We start from the raw sequence: 20,060 nt of genomic DNA on the forward strand, positions 1-20,060 counted from the left end.
CCTGCGGCGGGCGAGACGCCCCCCACCACCCGTCCCGCCCGGACCGATATGCCGGAGTGCGGCGCCGGCGTCGAAAGCCGGTTTCAGCCATCGCGCAGCCGCCCCGAGGGCGCCTTCGAGGCCCGCCGATCGGGGTATGCCGGGATAAGGACGGCGACGGGAGATTTCACCGGTCAGGAGCCTCGGAGCCGTGCCGACCCCCGTGGCTTCCGCCCGCCGCTCGACCTCGGCGGAAACCTTCTCCGATGCAGCGGCAAGCCTCTCCGCGATCCCCAGTATCGTCACGGCCGGTCAGCCCGCCTCGCCGCGGTGATACGGATGGCCGGCCAGGAGCGTCAGGCTGCGATAGATCTGTTCGAGGGCAAGCACGCGCACGAGTCCGTGGGGCAGGGTGGCGGCCCCAAAGGACAGGATCAACTCCGCCTTCGTCCGAATTGAGGCGTCCAGACCATCCGGTCCGCCGATCGCCACCACGAGGGCCGGTCGCGCGACGTCGCGCCACGCGGCCACGCGCTCCGCCAGCGCTTCGCTTGCGAGATCGGAGCGCCCGCGCTCGTCGTAGGCCAGCAGCGCCCCGCCGGACGGCAGGTGGGTGAGGAGCGCCGCCGCCTCCTCGGCGCAGCGGTCGCCGGCACGCCGGGCCCGGGATTCGGGTATCTCGATGCTGTCGCAGGCTGGGAAACCCAAGCCGCGTCCGAGCTGCGCCGCCCGCTCGCGGTAGCGTGAGGCGAGTTCGCGCTCAGGGCCGGCCTTGAGCCGCCCGACCGCCGCCAGGATGAGGCGCAACCGTGCAGTCCGTTCTAGCCGGCCGCGAGTCCGATCGGCCGATCGGCGCCCCACATCTTCTCGAGGTTGTAGAAGCCGCGCACCTCGGGGCGGAAGATGTGCACGAGCACGTCGCCGGCGTCGATCAGCACCCAGTCGCAGGCCGGCAGGCCCTCGACGCGGGCGTTGCCAAAGCCGCGGTTCTTCATCTCCTGGATGACCTTGTCGGCGATGGAGCCGACATGGCGCTGCGACCGCCCCGATGTGATGATCATCGTGTCGGCGAGAGAGGTCTTCCCGGCGAGATCGATGGCGATCGTCTCCTCGGCCTTCATCTCGTCGAGACATCCGAGGGCGAGGGCCTTCAGGTCGTCCGAGCGCGCTTGGCCTGGCTCACCCGGAGCCTGAACGGGGGTGCGGATCGTCTCCGTGCGGATGGTCTCGGGCAGAGTCCTGGTTCCTCGTGGTGCCGCGGGCAAAGTCACGCCTCGCGGGATCCTGTGAAATTGGCGGCATCGGGCGCCGATTGCAACCGTGGCGTCCCCGAATGCGCAGTGCGTCCCTGGAGGCCCTCGCGAATCGCCGTCGACGACAGGGTCGAGCGGGGCCCGTGCAGGAACACCCAGGCGGGCGGTTCGCGCAGCGCAAGCGTGGGCGCGGCCGTCTCGCGCAGCCGCGCTTTCGCCAAGCGGCGCGCCGCCCGCGCGCTCAACGGCGTCATGGTGAAGCCGGGCCGGTCGATGACGGCGATCGGCACGAGGCGGGCGATCTCGGCGAAGCCCTTCCAGCGGTGGAACGTACCGAGCGAATCGGCGCCCATGATCCACACGAAGTGCACCCCGGGCCGGCGGTGGACGAGAAACCGGAGCGTCTGCACCGTGAAGCGCACGTCGAGCGCCGCCTCGATGCCGGTCACCGCTATGCGCGGGTGCCGGGCGACCCGCTGCGCCTGCGCGCACCTGGTCACCACGGGAGGAAGCGCGTTCCGGTTCTTCAGCGGGTTTCCGGGACTGACCAGCCACCAGACCCGGTCCAGCCCGAGCCGGCGCAGCGCCATGACGGTGACGTGCCTGTGGCCGAGATGGGCGGGATTGAAGGATCCACCGTAGAGGCCGATCCGCATGCCGGGGGCGCTCGGCGGCAGGGTCAGCCGCACGCCGGGTCCTGAATCGGCGTCACGGGCGGGTCTGGCCGCTGCCGTGGACGCGATATTTGAATGTGGTCAGCTGCTCGACCCCGACCGGCCCGCGTGCGTGCATGCGCCCGGTGGCGATGCCGATCTCGGCGCCGAAGCCGAACTCGCCGCCATCGGCGAACTGCGTGGAGGCGTTGTGGGTCACGATTGCCGAATCGACCTCCGCTAGGAACCGCGCCGCCTCCGCGTCGTCTTCGGTGATGATCGCGTCGGTGTGATGTGAGCCGTACGTCTCGATGTGCTCGATCGCGGCGTCGATCCCCTCCACCACCCGAACCGCGATGATCGCGTCGAGATATTCGGTGTGCCAATCCTCTTCCGAGGCCGCCGTGACCCTGGGATCGACCGCGCAGGTCTCGGCATCCCCGCGGACGGCGCAGCCGGCGTCGAGGAGCGACCGCACCAGCGGCGCGAGCTGCGTCGCCGCGCAGGCTCGGTCCACCAGCAGCGTCTCCGCGGCGCCGCAGACGCTGGTCCGCCGCATCTTGCTGTTGAGCAGCACCCTGCGCGCCATCTCGGGATCGGCCCCGGCGGCGACGTAGACGTGGTTGATGCCGTCGAGATGGGCGAAGACGGGAACCCGAGCCTCCGCTTGGACGCGCGTGACGAGCCCGCGCCCGCCGCGCGGCACGATCACGTCGACGCAGCCGTCGAGGCCGGCCAGCATCAGGCCCACGGCGGCCCGGTCGCGGGTCGGCACGAGCTGGATCGCGTTCTCCGGCAAGCCGGCATCTGCGAGGCCGCGGCTCATGGACCGGGCGATGGCCATGGCGGTGCGGTGACTGTCCGATCCCGCCCGCAGGATGGCGGCGTTCCCGGCCTTGAGGCAGAGGGCGCCGGCATCCGCCGTGACGTTCGGACGGCTCTCGAAGATCACGCCGATCACGCCGAGCGGTACCGCGACGCGCTCGATCAGCAGACCGTTGGGGCGCTCGATCGCGGCGAGCTGGCGCCCAACCGGGTCCGCCAGCGATCCGACCTTCTCGACGGCGTCCGCCATAGCCCCCAGCCGACCGGGATCCAGAGTCAGCCGGTCGATCAGCGCGGCGGTCTGGCCGGCGCTCCGGGCGGCCGCCACGTCGCGGGCATTCTCGGCGAGGATCTCGTCGCGGCTGGCCCGCAGGCGCTCGGCAATCGCCTTCAGGGCGACGTCCTTGGTCCGGGCGGAGGCCAGCGCCATCAGGCGCGCGGCGGCGCGCGCGCGGCGGCCGATGGCGGCCATCTGCTCTGGGAGGGCCTCGGCCTCGGCGAAGTCCGATCTCAGATTCAGGACGGGCACGCTGGCGTCCTCGGTTGCTCGGCCGCCTTCAGGGGGGCTCGACAAAGGGTGAGGCCGTATTTGCATATCGCGCGCCGCGGACACAAGGGTGTCCGAGCTCTAGAAGTCACAATAGTCAGTGACCGCAAGATTGTGATTAATTCAAAATCTGACAAGAACCCTAGAACAATGCCAAATCATCGCGATGCACCATCCAGGCACGACCAGGATAATTGAGCAGCTCCGGGATCCGCGCACTCGGATGTCCGATGATCAGAGCGGCCTCCGCATTGTCGTAGGCGACGAGGCCGCGACCGAGCACCCGGCCTTCCCCGTCGCGGATCACCACCGCGTCGCCGCGGGAGAAGCTGCCCTCGATCGCCCGCACGCCCACCGGCAGCAGGCTCGCGCCGCCCCGCAAGGCCTTCACGGCGCCGGTGTCGATGGTGAGAATGCCGCGCGGCTCGAGAGAGCCGGCGATCCAGGTCTTACGGGCCGCAGTCGGCGTGGAGCCGGAGAGGAACCACGTGCAGCGGGCCCCGTCCCGCACGGCGCGGAGCGGGTTCTTACCGCGCCCGTCGGCGATCACCAGATGCGTGCCGCCCGAGACCGCGATCTTGGCCGCTTCGACCTTCGTGCGCATGCCGCCCCGCGACAGTTCCGAGGCCGGCCCGCCGGCCATGGCCTCGATCTCGGGCGTGATGCGCTCGATCACCGGCAGATGCTTCGCATGCGGATCGCTCGAGGGCGGTGCGGTGTAGAGGCCGTCGATGTCGGAGAAGAGGACCAGCACGTCGGCGTCGATCATGGTGGCGACCCGGGCGGCGAGCCGGTCGTTGTCGCCGTACCGGATCTCGGAGGTCGCCACCGTGTCGTTCTCGTTGACCACGGGGACCGCGCGCATCTCCAGGAGCTTCAGCACCGTCGCCCGGGCATTGAGGTAGCGACGGCGCTCCTCGGTGTCCTGCGGCGTCACCAGGATCTGACCGGCCACGATGCCGTGATGACCGAGGGCCTCGGCCCAGTGACGCGCCAGGGTGATCTGCCCCACCGAGGCGGCCCCCTGGCTCTCCTCCAGCCGCAGGGGGCCGGGGGGCAGCCCCAGCACGGTCCGTCCCAGCGCGATGCTGCCCGAGGAGACGACCAGAACGTCGACGCCACGCGCGTGCAGCTCGGCGATGTCCTCGGCCAAAGCCGCGAGCCAGGCGTGCCGCAGGCGTCCGGCGGCCCGGTCGACCAGGAGGGCCGATCCGACTTTGATGACGACGCGACGGAAATCTTCGAGAACCGGGATCATGATGCTTCGCAGGGTACCGGAGCCAGGACGATCGGGAGAACAGCGCGCCGTCGGACAAGCGCCCCGCGGCAGACCCGGGTCGCAGGTCCGTCGACGCCGGACTCAGATCTTGCGCGGTGCTCTCATCGGATCACGGCTGCCACGCCGCAACGGGCTGCGCCTCGGCCGCGGCGCTGGCGTCGATCTCGGCTTGGAGCGCCCGCAGCGCCTCGGGCACGCCCTTCCGGCTCGCCGACGACAGGACCAGAGGCGCGCGGCCGGCGGCCCGCTTCAGCTTGGCGACCTGGCTCTTCAAGGTATCGGCATCGAGGGCATCGGCCTTGGAGAGTGCAACGACCTCGGGCTTCTCCGCCAGGCCGTTCCCGTAGGCCTCGATCTCGCCGCGTACCAGCTTGTAGGTCTTGCCGGCATGCTCGCTCGTGCCGTCGACGAGGTGCAGCAGCACCCGGCAGCGCTCCACGTGGGCGAGGAACCGATCGCCGAGACCGACACCCTCGTGCGCGCCCTCGATCAGGCCGGGGATGTCGGCGAGCACGAACTCGCGCCCATCCGACCGCACCACGCCGAGCCCGGGATGCAAAGTCGTGAACGGGTAATCGGCGATCTTCGGCTTGGCCGCCGTGACGCTCGCCAGAAAGGTCGACTTGCCGGCGTTCGGCAGTCCGACGAGGCCGGCATCGGCGATCAGCTTGAGCCGCAGCCAGATCCACATTTCCTGGCCTTCCAGGCCGGGATTGGCGTGTTTCGGGGCGCGGTTCGTGGAGGTCGTGAAGTAGGCGTTGCCGAACCCACCGTTGCCGCCCTTGGCGAGGCGGATCCTCTGGCCGACCTCGGTCAGATCGGCGAGCAGGGTCTCGCCGTCCTCGGCGAAAATCTGCGTGCCGGCCGGTACTTTCAGGACCGTGTCGGAGCCGTTGGCGCCGTGGCAGTTCGAGCCCATGCCGTGCTCGCCCTTCTTGGCCTTGAAATGCTGCTGGTAGCGGTAGTCGATCAGGGTGTTGAGACCCTCGACGCACTCCACCCAGACGTCGCCGCCGCGGCCGCCGTCCCCGCCGTTCGGACCTCCGAACTCGATGAACTTCTCCCGCCGGAACGAGACACAGCCGGGACCGCCGTCACCGGAGCGGACATACACCTTGGCTTCGTCGAGGAACTTCACGGCTCGAATCCCTAATCGGGCGCGGATCCGCGACCCGCACCATCCTTCAGTCGGCGACGGCCGGCAACTGCCGGGGCCGCGAAGTCGCCTCAGGCGGCTTCGGTCAGTGCCGGCTCCGTTCCCAGAGTCTGCCACCGGCGCCGATCGAGACGGAAGAGATCGACGGGCAGATCCTCGCCGCGCGCCGGGAACGGCCGCATCCCGGTGCCGGTGTGAACGAAGCCGCAGGCCTCCAGGACTCGCCGGGACGCCGGGTTGGCGGAGCGCGCCGAGGCGGTCAGCTCCGCCCCGCCCGCATACGCGAAATAGGCCTGACACAGGGCCGAGACCGCTTCGCGCATGAGGCCGGTGCCCCAGTGGGACCGTCCCAGCCAGTAGCCGAGTTCCGGTTCCGCGCCGGCCGATCCTTCGATGCTGACGATGCCGATCAGGCTGGCTGGTGCCGCGCGCGGCGCCAGCGCCAGTGTCAGTCCGGTCCCGGCGGTGTTGTCGGATCGGGCCTGAAGAACGAAGGCGTCCACCACCTGGGCCGGCAACGGATTCGGCACCCGCGCCAACATCGCGGCAACTGCGGGGTCACCGGCCAGCTTCAGGATCGCGTCCCGGTCCCGGGCGGTGGGCCAGCGCAGCCACAGCCGGCGCGTCTCGATCCGGAAGACATCATCGCGGGTCAGATCGGGGAACATCGTGCCCTCACCGGGCGATGCACCCGGCTCCGGGGCAACGCCTCAAGACGACGAAGGGGAGGATGGCGCCCCATCCTCCCCGGTGTTCCGTCCGATCCGGCCTTCAGGGGCTCGGCAATGACGTCTCCGGACCGGTGTGGGACACCGGGCGGGACGCCAGCTTCGCCGCTTGGGGCGCCCGCCTCTTATTCCGCGGCCTCGGCCAGCGGGGTAACGGCTACGAACTCGCGCCCGCGGCGCGTCTCGAAGCGGACATGACCCGGTACCAGCGCGAACAGCGTGTGGTCCTTGCCCATGCCGACATTGGTGCCGGGATGCCATTTCGTGCCGCGCTGGCGCACGATGATGTTGCCCGGGATCACGGCCTCCGAGCCGAACTTCTTGACGCCGAGACGACGGCCGGCCGAGTCGCGGCCGTTGCGGGACGAACCGCCTGCTTTCTTGTGTGCCATGGGAAGAGCTCCGAATTCTGATCTGCTTCGATGCGGTCGCGGATCGGGTCCTGAGGGACCACTACGCGCCCAGCCTTGAGCCGTGCGTCAGGCCGAGATGCCGGTGATACGCACGACCGTGTGGTCCTGCCGGTGGCCGCGCTTGCGGCGCGAGTTCTGCCGGCGGCGCTTCTTGAAGGCGATGACCTTCTTGTCGCGACCATGGCGCACGATCTCGCCGGTGACGCTGATGCCCGACAGGGTCGGGGCGCCCACCTGCGTGGCGCCGGCGCCGTCGGCGAACAGGAGGACCTCGCCGAAGGTCACGGCCTCGCCGGCCTCGCCCGCGAGCGTCGCGATGGTGATGGTGTCGTTGGCGGCGACGCGGTACTGCTTACCGCCCGTCTTGATGACTGCGAACATCGTTCTCTCGTGCTCTCGAACGGCCTCCGGGGCGGCAGCCCCTGGACCGGCTTCTTGTTTGAAGTCATTGCGCGGGCTTGAGCCCGGACAACGCGAAACGCGCGGACCTCCGTCAGAGGCCGCGCGCCGTGCCCGGTCACTACGGGCGCGGTCGCGCCGTGTCAATCCGCGGCGGCTCAGCGGATCGGCGCGCCGGTCGCCAGGATACCCTTGACGACAGTGCCCTGCGGACCGAACGCCGCCAACGCACCGGCGCACCACGCCTCCCGGCCGACGGCCGCCAGTTGCTGGCGCACCTGGACGGCCCGGCTCCGCAGCTTCTCCTCCAGCACGACCTCCTGGCCGGCATTGACGCGCGCGGCGAGGCGGAGCGTGGTGAGCTGGCCCGCCCTTACCTGCACGCCCGGGCAGGCCTGCTCGGCGATGATCGTGGTGGAGGCCGCCTCGGCATAATTGTCCAGCGGCGATGCCGGGCTGGCCGGCGCGGGGACCTGCGCACCGGCCGGACCGGTGAAGGACAACAGCAGACTGACGCTGACCACGCGCGTGCTCCGCACTGCTCGAATCTCCCTGGTGGCGTGACGACCGCGCGCGGTCGCGTTTCGGCCGACGACCTTCGTGACGCCGCTACGGAGCGGCCTTGAACTCGCCCTCGATGCGCAGCGTCACCTCGTCGCCGAGGTGCGGCAGATAGGCGTTGATGCCGAATTCCGACCGCTTGATGACGGCGCGACCGTCGAAGCCCACGGTGTAGCGCTGGTCCACCGGGTGGATGCCCGCTTGGTTGAAGGTGGCGTCGATGGCGAGCGGCCGGACGGCGCCGCGCAGGTTCAGGTCGCCGGTGATCCGCGCAGTCGTCGGGCTTGTGGGCTCCACCGCGGTGGCCGTGAAGGTCGCGTTCGGGAACTTGGCCGTGTCGAAGAAGTCCGGCGCCGCGAGGTGCTCGTTGAGCCGCGCACTCCCGGTGATGACGCCGCCGAGCGGTACGCTCACATCGAGCCGGCTCTTCTCCGGCGCCTTCGGATCGAGGACGAGGGTGCCGGTCAGCCCGGTGAGCTGGCCGTAATAGGTCGAGTAGCCGAGATGGGAGACCGACCACGTGATCTTGCCGTGATCGGGATCGAGCACGTAGGCGCCCGGCCGGACCTGCGTCGGATCGGCACTCGGTGCGACCGGAACGCGCGTGCCGGCCGGATCGTCCGCCGCCCGGGCCGCATCCAGGCAGAGCAGGCCTAATACGGCTAGAAGTGGCGCACGCATGCTCGTCCCCCCGGATGCGCGGTCGAGCCTGACCGCGGCGGGACCCCTGATTCCATGAAGTTCCTGCGCGCTCAACCACGTCTGGCGGCGGCGGGCGCGCTTCTGTAGGCATCCCTCGACAGCGGGCAGGCGTGACATGATCGGCAAGCTCAAGGGCGTGGTGGATTCCTTCGGGGAGGATTTCGTGATCCTCGACGTGGGCGGCGTGGGCTACATCGTCCATTGCTCGGCGCGCACCCTCCAGCGCATGCCGAAGGTCGGCGAGCCCGCGGAGCTCTCGATCGAGACCCATGTCCGCGAGGACATGATCCGTCTCTACGGGTTCCGGTCCGACCCGGAACGGGAATGGTTCCGGCTGCTCCAGACCGTCCAGGGCGTCGGCGCGCGCGTGGCGCTCGCCATCCTGTCCGTCCTGGAACCCGATGCCCTCGCCGGCGCCATCGCGACCGGCGACAAGGGCGCGATCAGCCGCGCGCCCGGCGTCGGGCCGCGCCTGGCGGCCCGGCTTGCGGCCGAGCTGAAGGACAAGGCGCCCGCCTTCGCGCCGCTGGACGCGGCCCTGGTCGCCCTGACGGGTGCCGTCGAGGAGGGGGCCGCCCCTCAGCCCGTGGCCGACGCCGTCTCGGCGCTCATCAATCTAGGTTATCCGCAGGTCCAGGCCGCTTCCGCGATCGCGGCCGCCCTGAAGGGAGCGGGGGAGGGGGCGGAGACCAAGGTGCTGATCCGCCTGGGTCTGCGGGAGCTGGCCCGCTGACGCGCCGTCGGGCCGCCCCCGCCCGGAATAGACCCCGCCCTTGACCCGGGCGGCGGTGGGTGCCATGTCGACCGCCGGCCAGTAAAGCCTTGAAAAGACAGCTACTTTTCAACGCTTCTAATCTGGCCCGGAAGCTTGGCTCTGTCCACGACGGCCGCGTCGGGATGTGGATTGACGGGATTTGCGGCACGCATGATCGTCTGTTCTTGCAATGTCATATCGGACGGCGCGGTCCGCGGCTGCCTCGCGCCCGGCCCGGGCTGCCCACGCACCCCCGCGCAGGTCTACGCGTGCCTCGGCTGCAGCCCGAAATGCGGGCGTTGCGCGCGGACAATCCGCTCCATCATGCAGAATGCCCTCGGCCAAGTGGCGGCGCCTGAGGGCAGCCATGCCTGCACGACGGCTTGCGCGAACGCCTGTAGTTTGGTGAAATTCCAAACTGCGGATGAGGGAGTCGCAGCTTAGTGCCTCTGCCCCCCGCCTGAGATAACGGTAAGGAGTACGGGGGCATGAAGGGCGACACAAACGTCATCGAGTATCTAAACCGCGGTCTGCGCAGCGAGTTGACGGCCGTCAGCCAGTACTGGCTACACTTCCGCATGCTCAATGACTGGGGCTACATCGACCTCGCCAAGTTCTGGCGCAAGGAATCGATCGAGGAGATGAACCACGCCGATCGGTTCGTCGACCGGATCCTGTTCCTCGACGGGTTCCCGAACCTGCAGGAACTCGACCCGCTGCGGATCGGCCAGAACGTCGAGGAGATCATCGCGTGCGATCTCGCGGCCGAGAACGAGGCTCGCAGCCTCTACCTCGAGGCCGCGAAGTACTGTGATTCGATCAACGATCGGGTCTCCAAGATCCTGTTCGAGGATCTGGCGACGGACGAGGAAGGCCATATCGACTTCCTCGAGACCCAGCAGGAGCTGATCAAGCAGATCGGCCTGCCGCTCTACGCGCAGAGGCACATCGGCGGGCTCGAGCCGATCGCGCCCGAGAAGGACTGATGTCGCCCGGGCTCGCGTCTCCGCCGCGGCGGAGCGCGAGCCCGATGGGATAAGGCGGGGAGGGCGGCGCCGGGTGGTCCGGCCGTCCCGTGCCCCGTAGCGGAGATGAAACCAGGATGCGGCTCGTGGTGGTCGGCGCCGACGGGCGCATGGGGCGGATGCTGGTGCGGGCGGTGGCGCAGGCCGAAGGCTGCACCCTCTCGGCTGCCATCGAACGGGCGGGCTCGCCCGCCCTCGGCCAGGATGCGGGAACGCTTGCCGGCCTGCCGTCCCTCGACGTCCCGATCACCGACGATCCGCTCGCGGCCTTCGCGGCCGCCGACGGGGTCCTCGACTTCACCGTGCCGGCCGCCACCGTGGCCTTCGCCGAACTGGCCGCTCAGGCCCGCATCGTCCACGTCGTCGGCACGACCGGCCTGTCCGAGGAGGACCTCGCGAAGCTGAGGGCGGCCTCCTATCACGCCCGCATCGTGCAGTCGGGCAACATGTCGCTCGGCATCAATCTGATGACCGAGCTGGTGCGACGGGTGGCCAAGTCGCTCGGCGACGAGTTCGACGTCGAGATCTGCGAGATGCACCACCGCATGAAGGTGGACGCGCCGTCGGGCACGGCGCTGATGCTGGGCGAGGCCGCGGCGGAGGGCCGGAGCGTGGACCTGAAGGCGGTCCGCGTCTCGACGCGGGACGGGATCACGGGCGCGCGCAAGCCCGGCGATATCGGCTTCGCGACGCTCAGAGGCGGCAGCGTCGTCGGCGACCACAGCGTGATCTTCGCCGGGACCGGGGAGAGCCTGACGATCAGCCACCACGCCGCCGACCGCGGCCTGTTCGCCTCGGGGGCCGTCAAGGCGGCGCTCTGGGCCCACCCGAAGCCGCCGGGGCTCTACGCCATGACCGACGTCCTCGGCTTCTGACGGCGCCGTGGGGCCATGGAACGGATCCTGATTCTCGTCCGGCACGGCCAGAGCGAGTGGAACCGCAAGAACCTGTTCACGGGCTGGCGGGATCCCGATCTCACCGAGCGGGGCGTCGCCGAGGCCCGGGCGGCCGGTCGTGGGCTGAAGCAGCACGGCTACGCCTTCGACGCGGCGTTCACGTCGGAGCTCGTGCGGGCCCAGAAGACCTGCGCCCTCATCCTCGCGGAGATGGGCCTGTCCGATCTCCCCGTCCTGCGCGATCGCGCCCTCAACGAGCGCGACTACGGCGACCTCGCGGGCCTCAACAAGGACGATGCCCGCAGCCGGTGGGGGGAGGCGCAGGTTCATGCCTGGCGTCGGTCCTACGATGCACGACCGCCCGGAGGTGAGAGCCTGAAGGACACTGCCGCGCGGGTGCTGCCCTACTACATCGCCGCCATCCTGCCCCGGGTTATGGCCGGCGCGCAGGTCCTCGTGGCCGCCCACGGCAATTCGCTGCGCGCGCTGGCGATGGTCCTCGACGGCGTGGGCGGCGAGCGCGTTGCGGAGCTCGAGATCAAGACCGGTATCCCGCTGATCTATCGCCTCAAGGCCGATACCACGGTCGCCTCCAGGACCGTGCTCGTACCCGACGAACGGGCGACACCCTGAGTGGCGGTGGAACTCGCTCCCGGGCTGTTCCATCATCCGGGCTATCTCGACGCGGCAGCGCGCGCCCGGATCGCCGATGAAACCGCGGCCATCCTCGCTGACGCGCCCTGGGTCACACCGCGGATGCCCCGCACGGGCAGGCCGTTCACCGTGCGGATGTCGAATGCCGGCCCGCTCGGCTGGGTGTCGGATATCCGGGGCTACCGCTACCAGCCGGCGCACCCCGAGACCGGTCGTCCCTGGCCGGCAATGCCGCCGACCGCCCTCGCGGCCTGGGACGCCTTGGTGGCTTATCCCGCCGGTCCCGAAGCCTGCCTGATCAATCTCTACGGACCCGGATCACGGATGGGGCTGCACCAGGATCGTGACGAGGCCGATCTCACGGTGCCGGTCCTGTCGCTGTCGCTCGGCGCGTCCGCCCTGTTCCGGTATGGCGGCTTGAAGCGGACCGACCCGACCCGGTCGGTGCGACTGTCGGATGGCGATGCCCTGGTGATCGGCGGTGCCTCGCGGCTGATCCATCATGGCGTCGACCGCCTCTACCCGGCCGACGACCTTTTCGGCGGGCCCGCCGCACCGAGCTTCCTGCCGCCGGGGAGCCGCTGCAATCTCACCTTGCGCCGGGTCACGCCCGCACCGCGCGACGCGGACCGATGAATCGCGCGATCGACCGATGTTCTGGCGGCTTGACACCCGCTGCAAGGCGTCCGACCCCTCACGGAGGCGAAGCCCCTCGGGCGCGTGTGGAGAATGGATGTCCGATGCTGGTGCGTGCCCTGTCGCTGCGTCTCGGGCAGTTACTCGTCCTCGCCTTCCTGGCGGTCTGCCCGGCGCAAGCCGGTGATCCGATCTTCCCGCCGGGTTCCCGCTTCGGGTTCGAACCCCCTTCCGACATGGCGTTGTCGCGGCGCTTCACCGGTTTCGAACGCAAGGAGGGGGGCGCCACGCTGTCGGTGGTGGAACTGCCGCCGAACGCCTTCGCCGAACTGGTCAGCGGCTTCACCGACGCCAACCTCCTGAGCCAGGGCTTCGCGGTCGAGAAGCGCGAGGAGGTCAAGGTCGGCGACAACGAGGGCATGCTCTACACCGGCGAGCAGCCCGCCGATCCGAACGCGTCCGCACCGGCGATCCGGAAGTGGATCCTGGTCGTCGGCGCACCGAGCGTCACCGGTCTCGTGATCGCCCAGGCGCTGCCCGACGCCGAGACCGAGGCGACGATGCGCAAGCTGGTGACGGGCGTCACCCTGCGGCCGGCCCTGAGCCTGACCCAGCAGGTCGACGCGCTGCCGTTCCGCATCGCCGACCTGGGGGGCTTCCGGCCGGTGCGGGTGCTGGCCGGCAACTCGGTCCTGCTCACCCAGGGTCCGAAGGACCAGATGCAGAACCTCGAGCAGCCGATCCTCGTTCTGGCGCAGGCGGTGCAGCAGCCGCCCACCGCCGAGCAGAGGGACGCTTTTGCCCGCGCCGCCCTGGCGTCGAACCAGACCCTCAAGGACTTCGTCATCGAGCGGTCGCAGAGCTACCGCTCGAATGGGGTGGACTGGCACGAGATCGTGGCCCGCGCCGTGGACCAGCCAACCAACGTACCGGTGGTGGTGTCGCAGACGATCCGGTTCGCGCCCGACGGCTATCTTCGCGCCCTCGGCGTGGTCCGCGAGGATCAGCGCACCGGCGTGCTCGCCAAGTTCCGTGAGGTGGTGGACAGCGTGCAGGTGAAGTAGCGCCTCACCACACCACCGCCTGTCCGTCGCGACGGGGGTCGCTGGCCGCCACGTAGCCCTCGACGCCCGGATCGCCCATCCGCCAGATGAACTGGCCGGCCCCGAAATCCTGGTAGCTGTCCTGGATCACCTCGACCCGATGGCCCAGCGCCTTCAGCCGCTCGAGGGTTTCGCCCGGCATCGCCGCCTCGACGTTGATGTCGAGGCCCTCGCTCACCCGCCAGCGCGGCGCGTCGCAGGCAGCCTGCGGATTCTGGGCGTGGTCGAGCATCCGGACGAGGGTCTGGACATGGCCCTGCGGCTGCATGTTGCCGCCCATCACGCCGAAGCTCATCACCGGGGCACCGTCCTTGGTGAGGAAACCCGGGATGATGGTGTGGAACGGCCGCTTGCCCGGAGCGACCACGTTGGGGCTCTGCGGGTCGAGAACGAATCCGTAGCCGCGGTTCTGGAGGGAGATCCCCCAGCCCGGCACGACGACCCCGGAGCCGAATCCCATGAAGTTCGACTGGATGAAGCTTACCATCATGCCGGATTCATCGGCTGCGGTGAGGTAGATCGTGCCGCCCGCGGGCGGCTTGCCGGGACCGAACACCTGGGCACGTCGCGGATCGATCAGCTTGGCGCGCTCCGCGAGGTAAGCGGGATCGAGCATCGCCTCCGGCGTGACGTCCATGCTGCTCGGGTCGGCGACGTACCGGTAGGTGTCGCTGAAGGCGAGCTTCATCGCCTCGATCTGGTGATGCTGGGCTTCGGGGCCGTCGACGGCCATCGCCCCGAGGTCGAACTGCTCCAAGATCCCGAGGGCGATCTGCGCGGCGATGCCCTGTCCGTTCGGCGGGATCTCGTGGAGGGTGTAGCCGCGGTAATCCTTGGCGGTCGGCGTGACCCATTCGGGTCGGAAAGCGGCGAGATCGTCCGTCGTCATCGCGCCGCCGTGGGCCTGAGCATGGGCCGCGATGGCCTCGGCGATGGCGCCGCGGTAGAAGGCCTCGCCCTTGGTCTCAGCGATCAGTCGGAGGGTCTTCTCGGCACCCCGGAAGGTCACCAGCTCGCCCACGTCCGGCGCGCGCCCCCGCGGCAGGAAGAACTCGGCGAAACCCGGCTGGCGCGTGATCGCCTCCAGGCCGGCGGCCGCCGCCCATTTCTGCTGCACCACCACCGGCGCGAGGTACCCGCGCTCCGCGATGCGGATCGCGGGCTGCATCAGATCGGCGAAGGGCAGCCGCCCGAAGCGTTCGCTGAGCGCCGCCCACGCACCGACCGCGCCCGGCACCGTGACCGAGTCCCATCCGCGCATCGGCGGCCGTTCCGCCGGCCCGTATTTCCGCGCGAAGTAGTCGGGCGTCCAGGCCGCTGGCGCACCGCCCGACGCGTTCAGTCCGTGCAGCGCTCGGCCGTCCCACAGAATGCAGAAGGCGTCCGAGCCGAGGCCATTGCTGCAGGGTTCCGTCACGGTCTTGGCGGCAGCCGTGGCGATCGCCGCATCGACGGCATTGCCACCCGCCTGGAGCATCTGGAGCCCGGCCTGTGCCGCCAGCGCGTGCGAGGTCGCCACGCAGTTGCGCCCGAACATCGGCATGCGCAGCGACGGGTACCCGGTCACCCAGTCGAACGGCTTCATGGCGCAGATCCCATCGGCGGCGGCACAAGGCTCACAGGCTGACTGGCATATAGGATAACGGCGTTGGGAGAAGTGTCGAACATCCGACGCCCAAACGAAAAGCGCGGACCCGAGGGTCCGCGCTCTGTAAGAACCGTCCAGCTCGACTGGGTGCCGTCAGTAAGGACGGCCGTAGAGCGGCGATGTGGGATCCAGGCGATCGACGAAGGACAAGTCGACGTTGCGGACCGCGCTGGAGCGCGCACCGATGAACGGGCCGTTGGTGATCGGATCGGGCAGGATCCCGCGGCCGAAGCGATCAGTCGGGCCGTAGGGCGGCGTCAGCTGGTTCGACGCGGCGATCAGGTAGGGGTTCAGGGCCGGGTTGCGCGAGCCGCCGGCACCCGGAACGTTGGAGGTCAGCGGCACGTTGCCGGCGTCGAGCCAGCTCCGGGGGCGGACGCGGATCGGAAGGGGCCGGCTCACGCGGTAGACCGGGCCCGCAACGAACCCGTCCTGGGCCTGGGCCGGCGCGGGGGCGGCAGCGCCGAAGCCGGCTGCGGCGACGACGCCGAGAAGGGCGATCTTGAGCGAGCGCATGGCCAACCTTGTATGAGAGTGCCGAACGGTATGGCGACCGAAGCTTAACAGTTCGCCGCCTTTGATGAGATGACGCTTGAGCGAAGCTGTTGTTCCAGCGAAACGGCCGAGCTCGTGCGTTTTGCCACACTCCAGCCTTATTTTTTGTTTCGGGCGCTTGGCGCGAGCGAACCGGTTCGACCGGCCGCCTCGGCACCCGTCGCGGCGAGACAGCCACGTTCCGCCGGGGATGCCCTTACGAAGGCCGCGGTGGTCTCGGGATCGGCCAAGTCGACCAGGCGCAAGGCGTCGATCAGGCAGACCAGGGCCTGAGGTTCCGGCGGGTACCCCAGCGGCGCGCAGAACCAGCCGTCGAGCTGGAAGTCGGTGTCGCGCGTGACGAAGCCCGTGCAGGTTCGCGGCGCGAAGCCGCTGAAGGTCACGTCCAGGGTCTCGACGGCGCCGAACTTCGTCAGGATCTGACCGCGGGCGCCGGTCCGCAGCACCGAGAGTGCCGGCCTGTCGACGGCTGGACCGCCGGCAGCCCGCCGAGCCATCAGCACGAACAGCGTCGGCGCAGGATGCCGGGACGCGCCGCGGGTCAGCGTCACCCGCACCGCGACCGCCTCGATCGCCGCAACGTCGCCACGGGTCAGCGCATCCTCGCGCTGCCCCGTCCGCGGATCGATCCGGGCCGAGACCCGTACGGGATCGATACCGGGCTCCGCCAAGTCGAAATGCGCTGCTGCAACCGGCGGCGGCGCCGGTACGGCCCGCGTCGAGGGCACGAACGGCGTCGCGATCCGCGGCTCGGCCGGTAATTCACCGGCGACATGACCGGGCCGCCCGGCGCAGACGCAGAGGAGGGCGATCACGGCCGAGGCCAGCAGGATGCGCAAGCCGAGGGACACCGGCGAGAGCGCGGCGTTGCCGGTCCCCGCGGCGGGTTCGATCAGATCGACGGCGTGTGCTGCTCCGGCCGGCATGGTGCTCCGTGCGGACGACGAACCTCATGGTGCGTCCGCCACCCTGGCCGGCAAGGATTGCGTTCCGTTTCGTGGCCGGCCAACCGTCAACAGTTTCCCGCGCCCAGGGTGAATCGTTTGTTGCGGATCCGGCGGCCTTGACAGCGCGGTACCTTGCGCGCCTTGCTCGCAGAGGCCGTCGATCCCACCTCCGTAGAGGCCGGGCTCTGCGGCCGCGCCCGTTCAGCGGGCGCTCGCCCGGCACGAACGATCCTTCGGCCGGCCTTCCAGCAGGAGCGTGGCACCCGGATCGATCAGGGTTTTCCGCGCGGAGACGTGAGATGGGTTACAAGATCGCCGTCGTCGGCGCCACGGGCAACGTGGGCCGCGAGATGCTCGATATCCTGGCCGAGCGGGCTTTCCCCGCCGACGAGGTCGTGGCTCTGGCCTCGCGCCGCAGCCAGGGGCAGGAAGTGTCCTACGGCGACAAGACGCTCAAGGTCAAAACGCTGGACACCTACGACTTCTCCGACACCGACATCTGCCTGATGTCGGCCGGCGGAGAGACCTCGAAGGAGTGGTCGCCGCGCATCGGCCAGCAGGGCTGCGTCGTGATCGATAACTCGTCGGCCTTCCGCTACGACGCGGACGTGCCGCTGATCGTGCCCGAGGTGAATGCCGACGCGATCGTGGGCTTCACCAAGCGTAACATCATCGCGAACCCGAACTGCTCGACCGCCCAGCTGGTCGTCGCCCTGAAGCCGCTGCACGAAGCGGCCACGATCAAGCGCGTCGTGGTCTCGACCTACCAGTCGGTTTCCGGCGCCGGCAAGGAGGCGATGGACGAGCTGTTCAACCAGACCCGGGCGGTGTTCACCGCCGGCGAGATCAAGCAGGGCGGCAAGTTCACCAAGCGCATCGCCTTCAACGTGATCCCTCACATCGACGTGTTCATGGAGGATGGCTACACGAAGGAAGAGTGGAAGATGGTCGCCGAGACCAAGAAGATGCTCGATCCGAAGATCAAGCTGACGGCGACCGCCGTCCGCGTTCCGGTCTTCATCGGGCATGCGGAATCGGTGAACATCGAGTTCGAGCGCCCGCTCTCGGCCGAGAAGGCCAGCGAGATCCTGCGCGCCGCCCCCGGCGTGCTCGTGATCGATAAGCGCGAGAACGGCGGGTACATCACGCCCCACGAGGCCGCCGGCGAGGACGCGACCTACATCTCGCGCATCCGTGAGGACGCGACGGTCGAGAACGGCCTGAACTTCTGGTGCGTCTCGGACAACCTCCGCAAGGGCGCGGCCCTCAACACGGTTCAGATCGCCGAGGTGTTGGTGAACCGCAAGCTCCTCAACCGGTCCAAGCGCGCGGCCTGAGGCGTTCCCGGGACGACAATCCGCGGCGGGGCGATCGTGATCGTCGATCGCCCCGCCGTCGTCATGCCTCTGTCATCTTGAGGGGCCACCCCCGATCCGCGGATCGCGCGGGGATCCGGGATGCGTCGCCTCATGGTTTCCGGTCTGATCGGGGTGGTCATCGCCGGTTCGGGGGTGGCACTGGCCGCGCCGCGGAACGTCGTCCTGTTCGTGGCCGACGGCCTGCGCGACGGGATGGTGAGCGCGGTGAACGCCCCCCGCTATGGACCGGCTCATGAAGGCCGGCGTGCGGTTCACCAACACGCACGCGCTGTTCCCGACCTTCACGATGCCGAACGCCGCCGCGATGGCGACGGGACATCGGCTGGGTGATACGGGGCAGTTCGGCAACACGATCTACACCGGCTCTCCGGTGCCGGGCGCCGGTGAGAGCCCGACCCTGTTTCTCGAGAGCGACCCGGTCCTGGGCGACGTCGATGCGCATGGCGCCGGCAACTACCTCAACGAGGAGACGATCCTCCGGGCGGCCCAAGCCAAGGGGCTGTCGACGGCCAGCATCGGCAAGCTCGGGCCGTCCCTGGTCTTCGGCCATACGGCGCGGGCCGGACAGGACAGTCCTGATCGACGACAGTACGGGACGTCCCGGCGGCGTTCCCTTGAGCGACGAGCCTCGGGCGCGCCTCGGCGAAGCCGGCCTTCCGCTCCAGGCACCCCGCCTCGGGGTGCCAATGGACAGGCCGAGACCGCGGTGACGCCCGGGACGATGGTTGCCAATGTCGAGCAGCAGAACTTCTTCGCCGCCGCGGCGACGCGGGCGGTGCTGCCGCTGTTCAAGGCGCGCGGGAAACCGTTCGTTCTCGTGTTCTGGTCGCGGGATCCGGACGGGACGCAGCACAACCAGGGCGATAGTCTGGGCCCGCTGGTTCCCGGCATCAACGGTCCGACGAGCCTCGCCGCCATCCGCAATGCCGACGCGAACCTGGCGGCGCTCCTCAAGGCGCTCCGCGAGCAGGGGCTCGCCGACACCACCGATGTGGTGGTGACGTCGGACCACGGCTTCTCCACCATCTCGAAGGAGAGCGCCACGAGCGTTTCCGCGACCCGGGGCTACAGAGGCGTTCCACCGCGCCAGCTCCCGCCGGGCTTCCTGGCTATCGACCTCGCGCACGATTTGGGCCTGAGCCTCTTCGATCCCGACGCTAGGGGCGCTCGGCTCGGCGCCGACAGCTTCCCGAGCCGGGCCAACGGCCTGATCGGTGCGGATCCGGCGAAGCCCGATGTGGTGGTGGCGGCAAATAGCGGCTCGGACTCGTCTACCTTCCGAGCGGTGACAGGGCTCTGGCGCACAGGGTGGTGCAGGCCCTGTCGCGGCAGGATTACGTTAGCGGCCTCTTCGTGAGCGCCGCCCTCGGCAAGGTTCCGGCGACGCTGCCGCTCTCCAGCATCGCCCTCGACGGAAGGGCTCTGACGCCGATACCCGCCATCGTGGTGAACTTCCGGAGCTTCTCGACGGGATGCGCGAACCCGACCACCTGCGGGGTCGAGATCGCCGACTCCGTGCTGCAACAAGGTCAGGGGATGCACGGCCGTTTCTCGCGCGCGGATACCCGCAACGTGATGGGCGCCGTCGGCCCGAGATTCCGCGAGGGTCTCGCGAGCCCGCTCCCGGCCAGCAATGCCGATCTGGGACGGACGATCGCCCGAATCCTCGATCTCACGATCCCCGCCAAGGGGACGCTGGTCGGGCCTGTCCTCACGGAGGCTCTGGCGAATGTCAGCGCGCCGAAGTTCGAGGCGCAGGTCCTGCGCTCGGCGCCCGACGTGGTCGGACAGGTCACGGTGCTGGAGTACCAGACGGTCGAGGGGACCCGCTACTTCGACGCCGCGGGGTATCCGGGCCGAACCCTCGGCCTGACCGATACCGCCCAGTCGGCCTCCGCCGAGCCACGCTGAGCGGCTGCGGCGCGAACCCGTCGACTGTCCCGACGGGATGATCCCCGCCGGGCGATC

The 20,060-nt window shown here is 69.6% G+C and carries 24 protein-coding genes; 10 read left to right on the forward strand and 14 right to left on the reverse strand.

The genetic code is table 11. The annotated features are described in order from the left end of the window. Positions 1-291 precede the first annotated feature (291 nt). From rlmH to MFF58_RS07710, 11 genes are all read right to left on the reverse strand, one after another. Positions 292-786: a 23S rRNA (pseudouridine(1915)-N(3))-methyltransferase RlmH gene (gene rlmH, locus MFF58_RS07660; protein ID WP_238286419.1), complete on the reverse strand. Its 495-nt coding sequence runs from the start codon at positions 784-786 to the stop codon at positions 292-294. 14 nt (positions 787-800) lie between these two features. Further along, on the reverse strand, positions 801-1,202 hold the full coding sequence (gene rsfS / locus MFF58_RS07665) for a ribosome silencing factor (RefSeq protein ID WP_373323296.1): 402 nt from the start codon (positions 1,200-1,202) through the stop codon (positions 801-803). 44 nt (positions 1,203-1,246) lie between these two features. Next, positions 1,247-1,921: a nicotinate-nucleotide adenylyltransferase gene (locus MFF58_RS07670; RefSeq protein WP_283206427.1), complete on the reverse strand. Its 675-nt coding sequence runs from the start codon at positions 1,919-1,921 to the stop codon at positions 1,247-1,249. A 19-nt stretch (positions 1,922-1,940) separates the two neighbouring features. Beyond that, positions 1,941-3,239: a glutamate-5-semialdehyde dehydrogenase gene (locus MFF58_RS07675; protein ID WP_238286420.1), complete on the reverse strand. Its 1,299-nt coding sequence runs from the start codon at positions 3,237-3,239 to the stop codon at positions 1,941-1,943. 160 nt (positions 3,240-3,399) lie between these two features. Then, positions 3,400-4,515 carry a glutamate 5-kinase gene (gene proB / locus MFF58_RS07680; protein ID WP_238286421.1) on the reverse strand — a complete coding sequence of 372 codons (1,116 nt, stop codon included), beginning with the start codon at positions 4,513-4,515 and terminating at the stop codon, positions 3,400-3,402. Between the two features lie 130 nt (positions 4,516-4,645). Beyond that, entirely contained in the window at positions 4,646-5,674 is a 1,029-nt protein-coding gene (obgE, locus tag MFF58_RS07685; protein ID WP_238286422.1) for a GTPase ObgE, read from the reverse strand. An 89-nt stretch (positions 5,675-5,763) separates the two neighbouring features. Beyond that, complete coding sequence (locus MFF58_RS07690) at positions 5,764-6,360, reverse strand: GNAT family N-acetyltransferase (protein WP_238286423.1); 597 nt, start codon at positions 6,358-6,360, stop codon at positions 5,764-5,766. Positions 6,361-6,545: 185 nt separating this feature from the next. Then, entirely contained in the window at positions 6,546-6,812 is a 267-nt protein-coding gene (gene rpmA / locus MFF58_RS07695) for a 50S ribosomal protein L27 (protein WP_238286424.1), read from the reverse strand. Between the two features lie 87 nt (positions 6,813-6,899). Beyond that, positions 6,900-7,214, reverse strand: a complete 315-nt coding sequence (gene rplU, locus MFF58_RS07700; protein WP_238286425.1) for a 50S ribosomal protein L21 — start codon at positions 7,212-7,214, stop codon at positions 6,900-6,902. A gap of 176 nt (positions 7,215-7,390) precedes the next feature. After that, a complete protein-coding gene (locus MFF58_RS07705) occupies positions 7,391-7,756 on the reverse strand; it encodes a hypothetical protein (protein WP_238286427.1) in 366 nt (121 codons plus the stop codon). An 85-nt stretch (positions 7,757-7,841) separates the two neighbouring features. Next, positions 7,842-8,474 carry a YceI family protein gene (locus MFF58_RS07710; protein ID WP_238286429.1) on the reverse strand — a complete coding sequence of 211 codons (633 nt, stop codon included), beginning with the start codon at positions 8,472-8,474 and terminating at the stop codon, positions 7,842-7,844. 136 nt (positions 8,475-8,610) lie between these two features. On the opposite strand from MFF58_RS07710, the gene ruvA reads away from it, so the two are divergent. The 7 genes from ruvA to MFF58_RS07745 all read left to right on the forward strand — a co-directional run bounded on the left by ruvA (position 8,611) and on the right by MFF58_RS07745 (position 13,524). Then, positions 8,611-9,228: a Holliday junction branch migration protein RuvA gene (ruvA, locus tag MFF58_RS07715; RefSeq protein WP_238286430.1), complete on the forward strand. Its 618-nt coding sequence runs from the start codon at positions 8,611-8,613 to the stop codon at positions 9,226-9,228. A gap of 192 nt (positions 9,229-9,420) precedes the next feature. Next, entirely contained in the window at positions 9,421-9,693 is a 273-nt protein-coding gene (locus MFF58_RS07720; protein WP_238286432.1) for a (2Fe-2S)-binding protein, read from the forward strand. A gap of 44 nt (positions 9,694-9,737) precedes the next feature. Continuing rightward, positions 9,738-10,235: a bacterioferritin gene (bfr, locus tag MFF58_RS07725; RefSeq protein WP_238286433.1), complete on the forward strand. Its 498-nt coding sequence runs from the start codon at positions 9,738-9,740 to the stop codon at positions 10,233-10,235. A 116-nt stretch (positions 10,236-10,351) separates the two neighbouring features. Then, positions 10,352-11,149: a 4-hydroxy-tetrahydrodipicolinate reductase gene (dapB, locus tag MFF58_RS07730; RefSeq protein ID WP_238286434.1), complete on the forward strand. Its 798-nt coding sequence runs from the start codon at positions 10,352-10,354 to the stop codon at positions 11,147-11,149. Between the two features lie 15 nt (positions 11,150-11,164). After that, positions 11,165-11,803, forward strand: a complete 639-nt coding sequence (locus MFF58_RS07735) for a 2,3-bisphosphoglycerate-dependent phosphoglycerate mutase (RefSeq protein ID WP_238286435.1) — start codon at positions 11,165-11,167, stop codon at positions 11,801-11,803. Further along, on the forward strand, positions 11,804-12,460 hold the full coding sequence (locus MFF58_RS07740) for an alpha-ketoglutarate-dependent dioxygenase AlkB (RefSeq protein WP_238286436.1): 657 nt from the start codon (positions 11,804-11,806) through the stop codon (positions 12,458-12,460). A gap of 104 nt (positions 12,461-12,564) precedes the next feature. Next, entirely contained in the window at positions 12,565-13,524 is a 960-nt protein-coding gene (locus MFF58_RS07745) for a hypothetical protein (RefSeq protein ID WP_238286437.1), read from the forward strand. A 4-nt stretch (positions 13,525-13,528) separates the two neighbouring features. On the opposite strand, the gene MFF58_RS07750 is transcribed toward MFF58_RS07745, so the two are convergent. The 3 genes from MFF58_RS07750 to MFF58_RS07760 all read right to left on the reverse strand — a co-directional run bounded on the left by MFF58_RS07750 (position 13,529) and on the right by MFF58_RS07760 (position 16,692). Next, a complete protein-coding gene (locus MFF58_RS07750) occupies positions 13,529-15,148 on the reverse strand; it encodes a gamma-glutamyltransferase family protein (RefSeq protein ID WP_238286438.1) in 1,620 nt (539 codons plus the stop codon). Positions 15,149-15,304: 156 nt separating this feature from the next. Beyond that, a complete protein-coding gene (locus tag MFF58_RS07755) occupies positions 15,305-15,727 on the reverse strand; it encodes a hypothetical protein (RefSeq protein WP_238286439.1) in 423 nt (140 codons plus the stop codon). Positions 15,728-15,864: 137 nt separating this feature from the next. Further along, complete coding sequence (locus MFF58_RS07760) at positions 15,865-16,692, reverse strand: hypothetical protein (protein ID WP_238286441.1); 828 nt, start codon at positions 16,690-16,692, stop codon at positions 15,865-15,867. Positions 16,693-17,012: 320 nt separating this feature from the next. Here MFF58_RS07760 and MFF58_RS07765 point away from each other — a divergent pair, with 320 nt between their 5' ends. From MFF58_RS07765 to MFF58_RS07775, 3 genes are all read left to right on the forward strand, one after another. Then, positions 17,013-18,050, forward strand: coding sequence for an aspartate-semialdehyde dehydrogenase (locus MFF58_RS07765; RefSeq protein WP_238286443.1), 1,038 nt, complete (start codon positions 17,013-17,015; stop codon positions 18,048-18,050). Between the two features lie 274 nt (positions 18,051-18,324). After that, entirely contained in the window at positions 18,325-19,449 is a 1,125-nt protein-coding gene (locus MFF58_RS07770) for an alkaline phosphatase family protein (RefSeq protein ID WP_238286444.1), read from the forward strand. Beyond that, on the forward strand, positions 19,446-20,003 hold the full coding sequence (locus MFF58_RS07775; RefSeq protein ID WP_238286445.1) for a hypothetical protein: 558 nt from the start codon (positions 19,446-19,448) through the stop codon (positions 20,001-20,003). Before MFF58_RS07770 ends, MFF58_RS07775 begins: the two co-directional genes overlap by 4 nt. Positions 20,004-20,060 lie beyond the last annotated feature (57 nt).

Origin of the sequence: Methylobacterium longum (assembly GCF_022179385.1) — a bacterium.
Classification (GTDB): domain Bacteria; phylum Pseudomonadota; class Alphaproteobacteria; order Rhizobiales; family Beijerinckiaceae; genus Methylobacterium; species Methylobacterium longum.

Excerpts from the sequence above, each read along its gene's own strand:
- proB (WP_238286421.1), bottom strand. The coding sequence starts at position 4,515 with ATGATCCCGGTTCTCGAAGATTTCCGTCGCGTCGTCATCAAAGTCGGA.
- MFF58_RS07690 (WP_238286423.1), bottom strand. The coding sequence starts at position 6,360 with ATGTTCCCCGATCTGACCCGCGATGATGTCTTCCGGATCGAGACGCGC.
- rpmA (WP_238286424.1), bottom strand. The coding sequence starts at position 6,812 with ATGGCACACAAGAAAGCAGGCGGTTCGTCCCGCAACGGCCGCGACTCG.
- rplU (WP_238286425.1), bottom strand. The coding sequence starts at position 7,214 with ATGTTCGCAGTCATCAAGACGGGCGGTAAGCAGTACCGCGTCGCCGCC.
- MFF58_RS07710 (WP_238286429.1), bottom strand. The coding sequence starts at position 8,474 with ATGCGTGCGCCACTTCTAGCCGTATTAGGCCTGCTCTGCCTGGATGCG.
- ruvA (WP_238286430.1), top strand. The coding sequence starts at position 8,611 with ATGATCGGCAAGCTCAAGGGCGTGGTGGATTCCTTCGGGGAGGATTTC.
- MFF58_RS07720 (WP_238286432.1), top strand. The coding sequence starts at position 9,421 with ATGATCGTCTGTTCTTGCAATGTCATATCGGACGGCGCGGTCCGCGGC.
- bfr (WP_238286433.1), top strand. The coding sequence starts at position 9,738 with ATGAAGGGCGACACAAACGTCATCGAGTATCTAAACCGCGGTCTGCGC.
- dapB (WP_238286434.1), top strand. The coding sequence starts at position 10,352 with ATGCGGCTCGTGGTGGTCGGCGCCGACGGGCGCATGGGGCGGATGCTG.
- MFF58_RS07735 (WP_238286435.1), top strand. The coding sequence starts at position 11,165 with ATGGAACGGATCCTGATTCTCGTCCGGCACGGCCAGAGCGAGTGGAAC.
- MFF58_RS07745 (WP_238286437.1), top strand. The coding sequence starts at position 12,565 with ATGCTGGTGCGTGCCCTGTCGCTGCGTCTCGGGCAGTTACTCGTCCTC.
- MFF58_RS07750 (WP_238286438.1), bottom strand. The coding sequence starts at position 15,148 with ATGAAGCCGTTCGACTGGGTGACCGGGTACCCGTCGCTGCGCATGCCG.
- MFF58_RS07755 (WP_238286439.1), bottom strand. The coding sequence starts at position 15,727 with ATGCGCTCGCTCAAGATCGCCCTTCTCGGCGTCGTCGCCGCAGCCGGC.
- MFF58_RS07760 (WP_238286441.1), bottom strand. The coding sequence starts at position 16,692 with ATGCCGGCCGGAGCAGCACACGCCGTCGATCTGATCGAACCCGCCGCG.
- MFF58_RS07765 (WP_238286443.1), top strand. The coding sequence starts at position 17,013 with ATGGGTTACAAGATCGCCGTCGTCGGCGCCACGGGCAACGTGGGCCGC.
- MFF58_RS07770 (WP_238286444.1), top strand. The coding sequence starts at position 18,325 with ATGAAGGCCGGCGTGCGGTTCACCAACACGCACGCGCTGTTCCCGACC.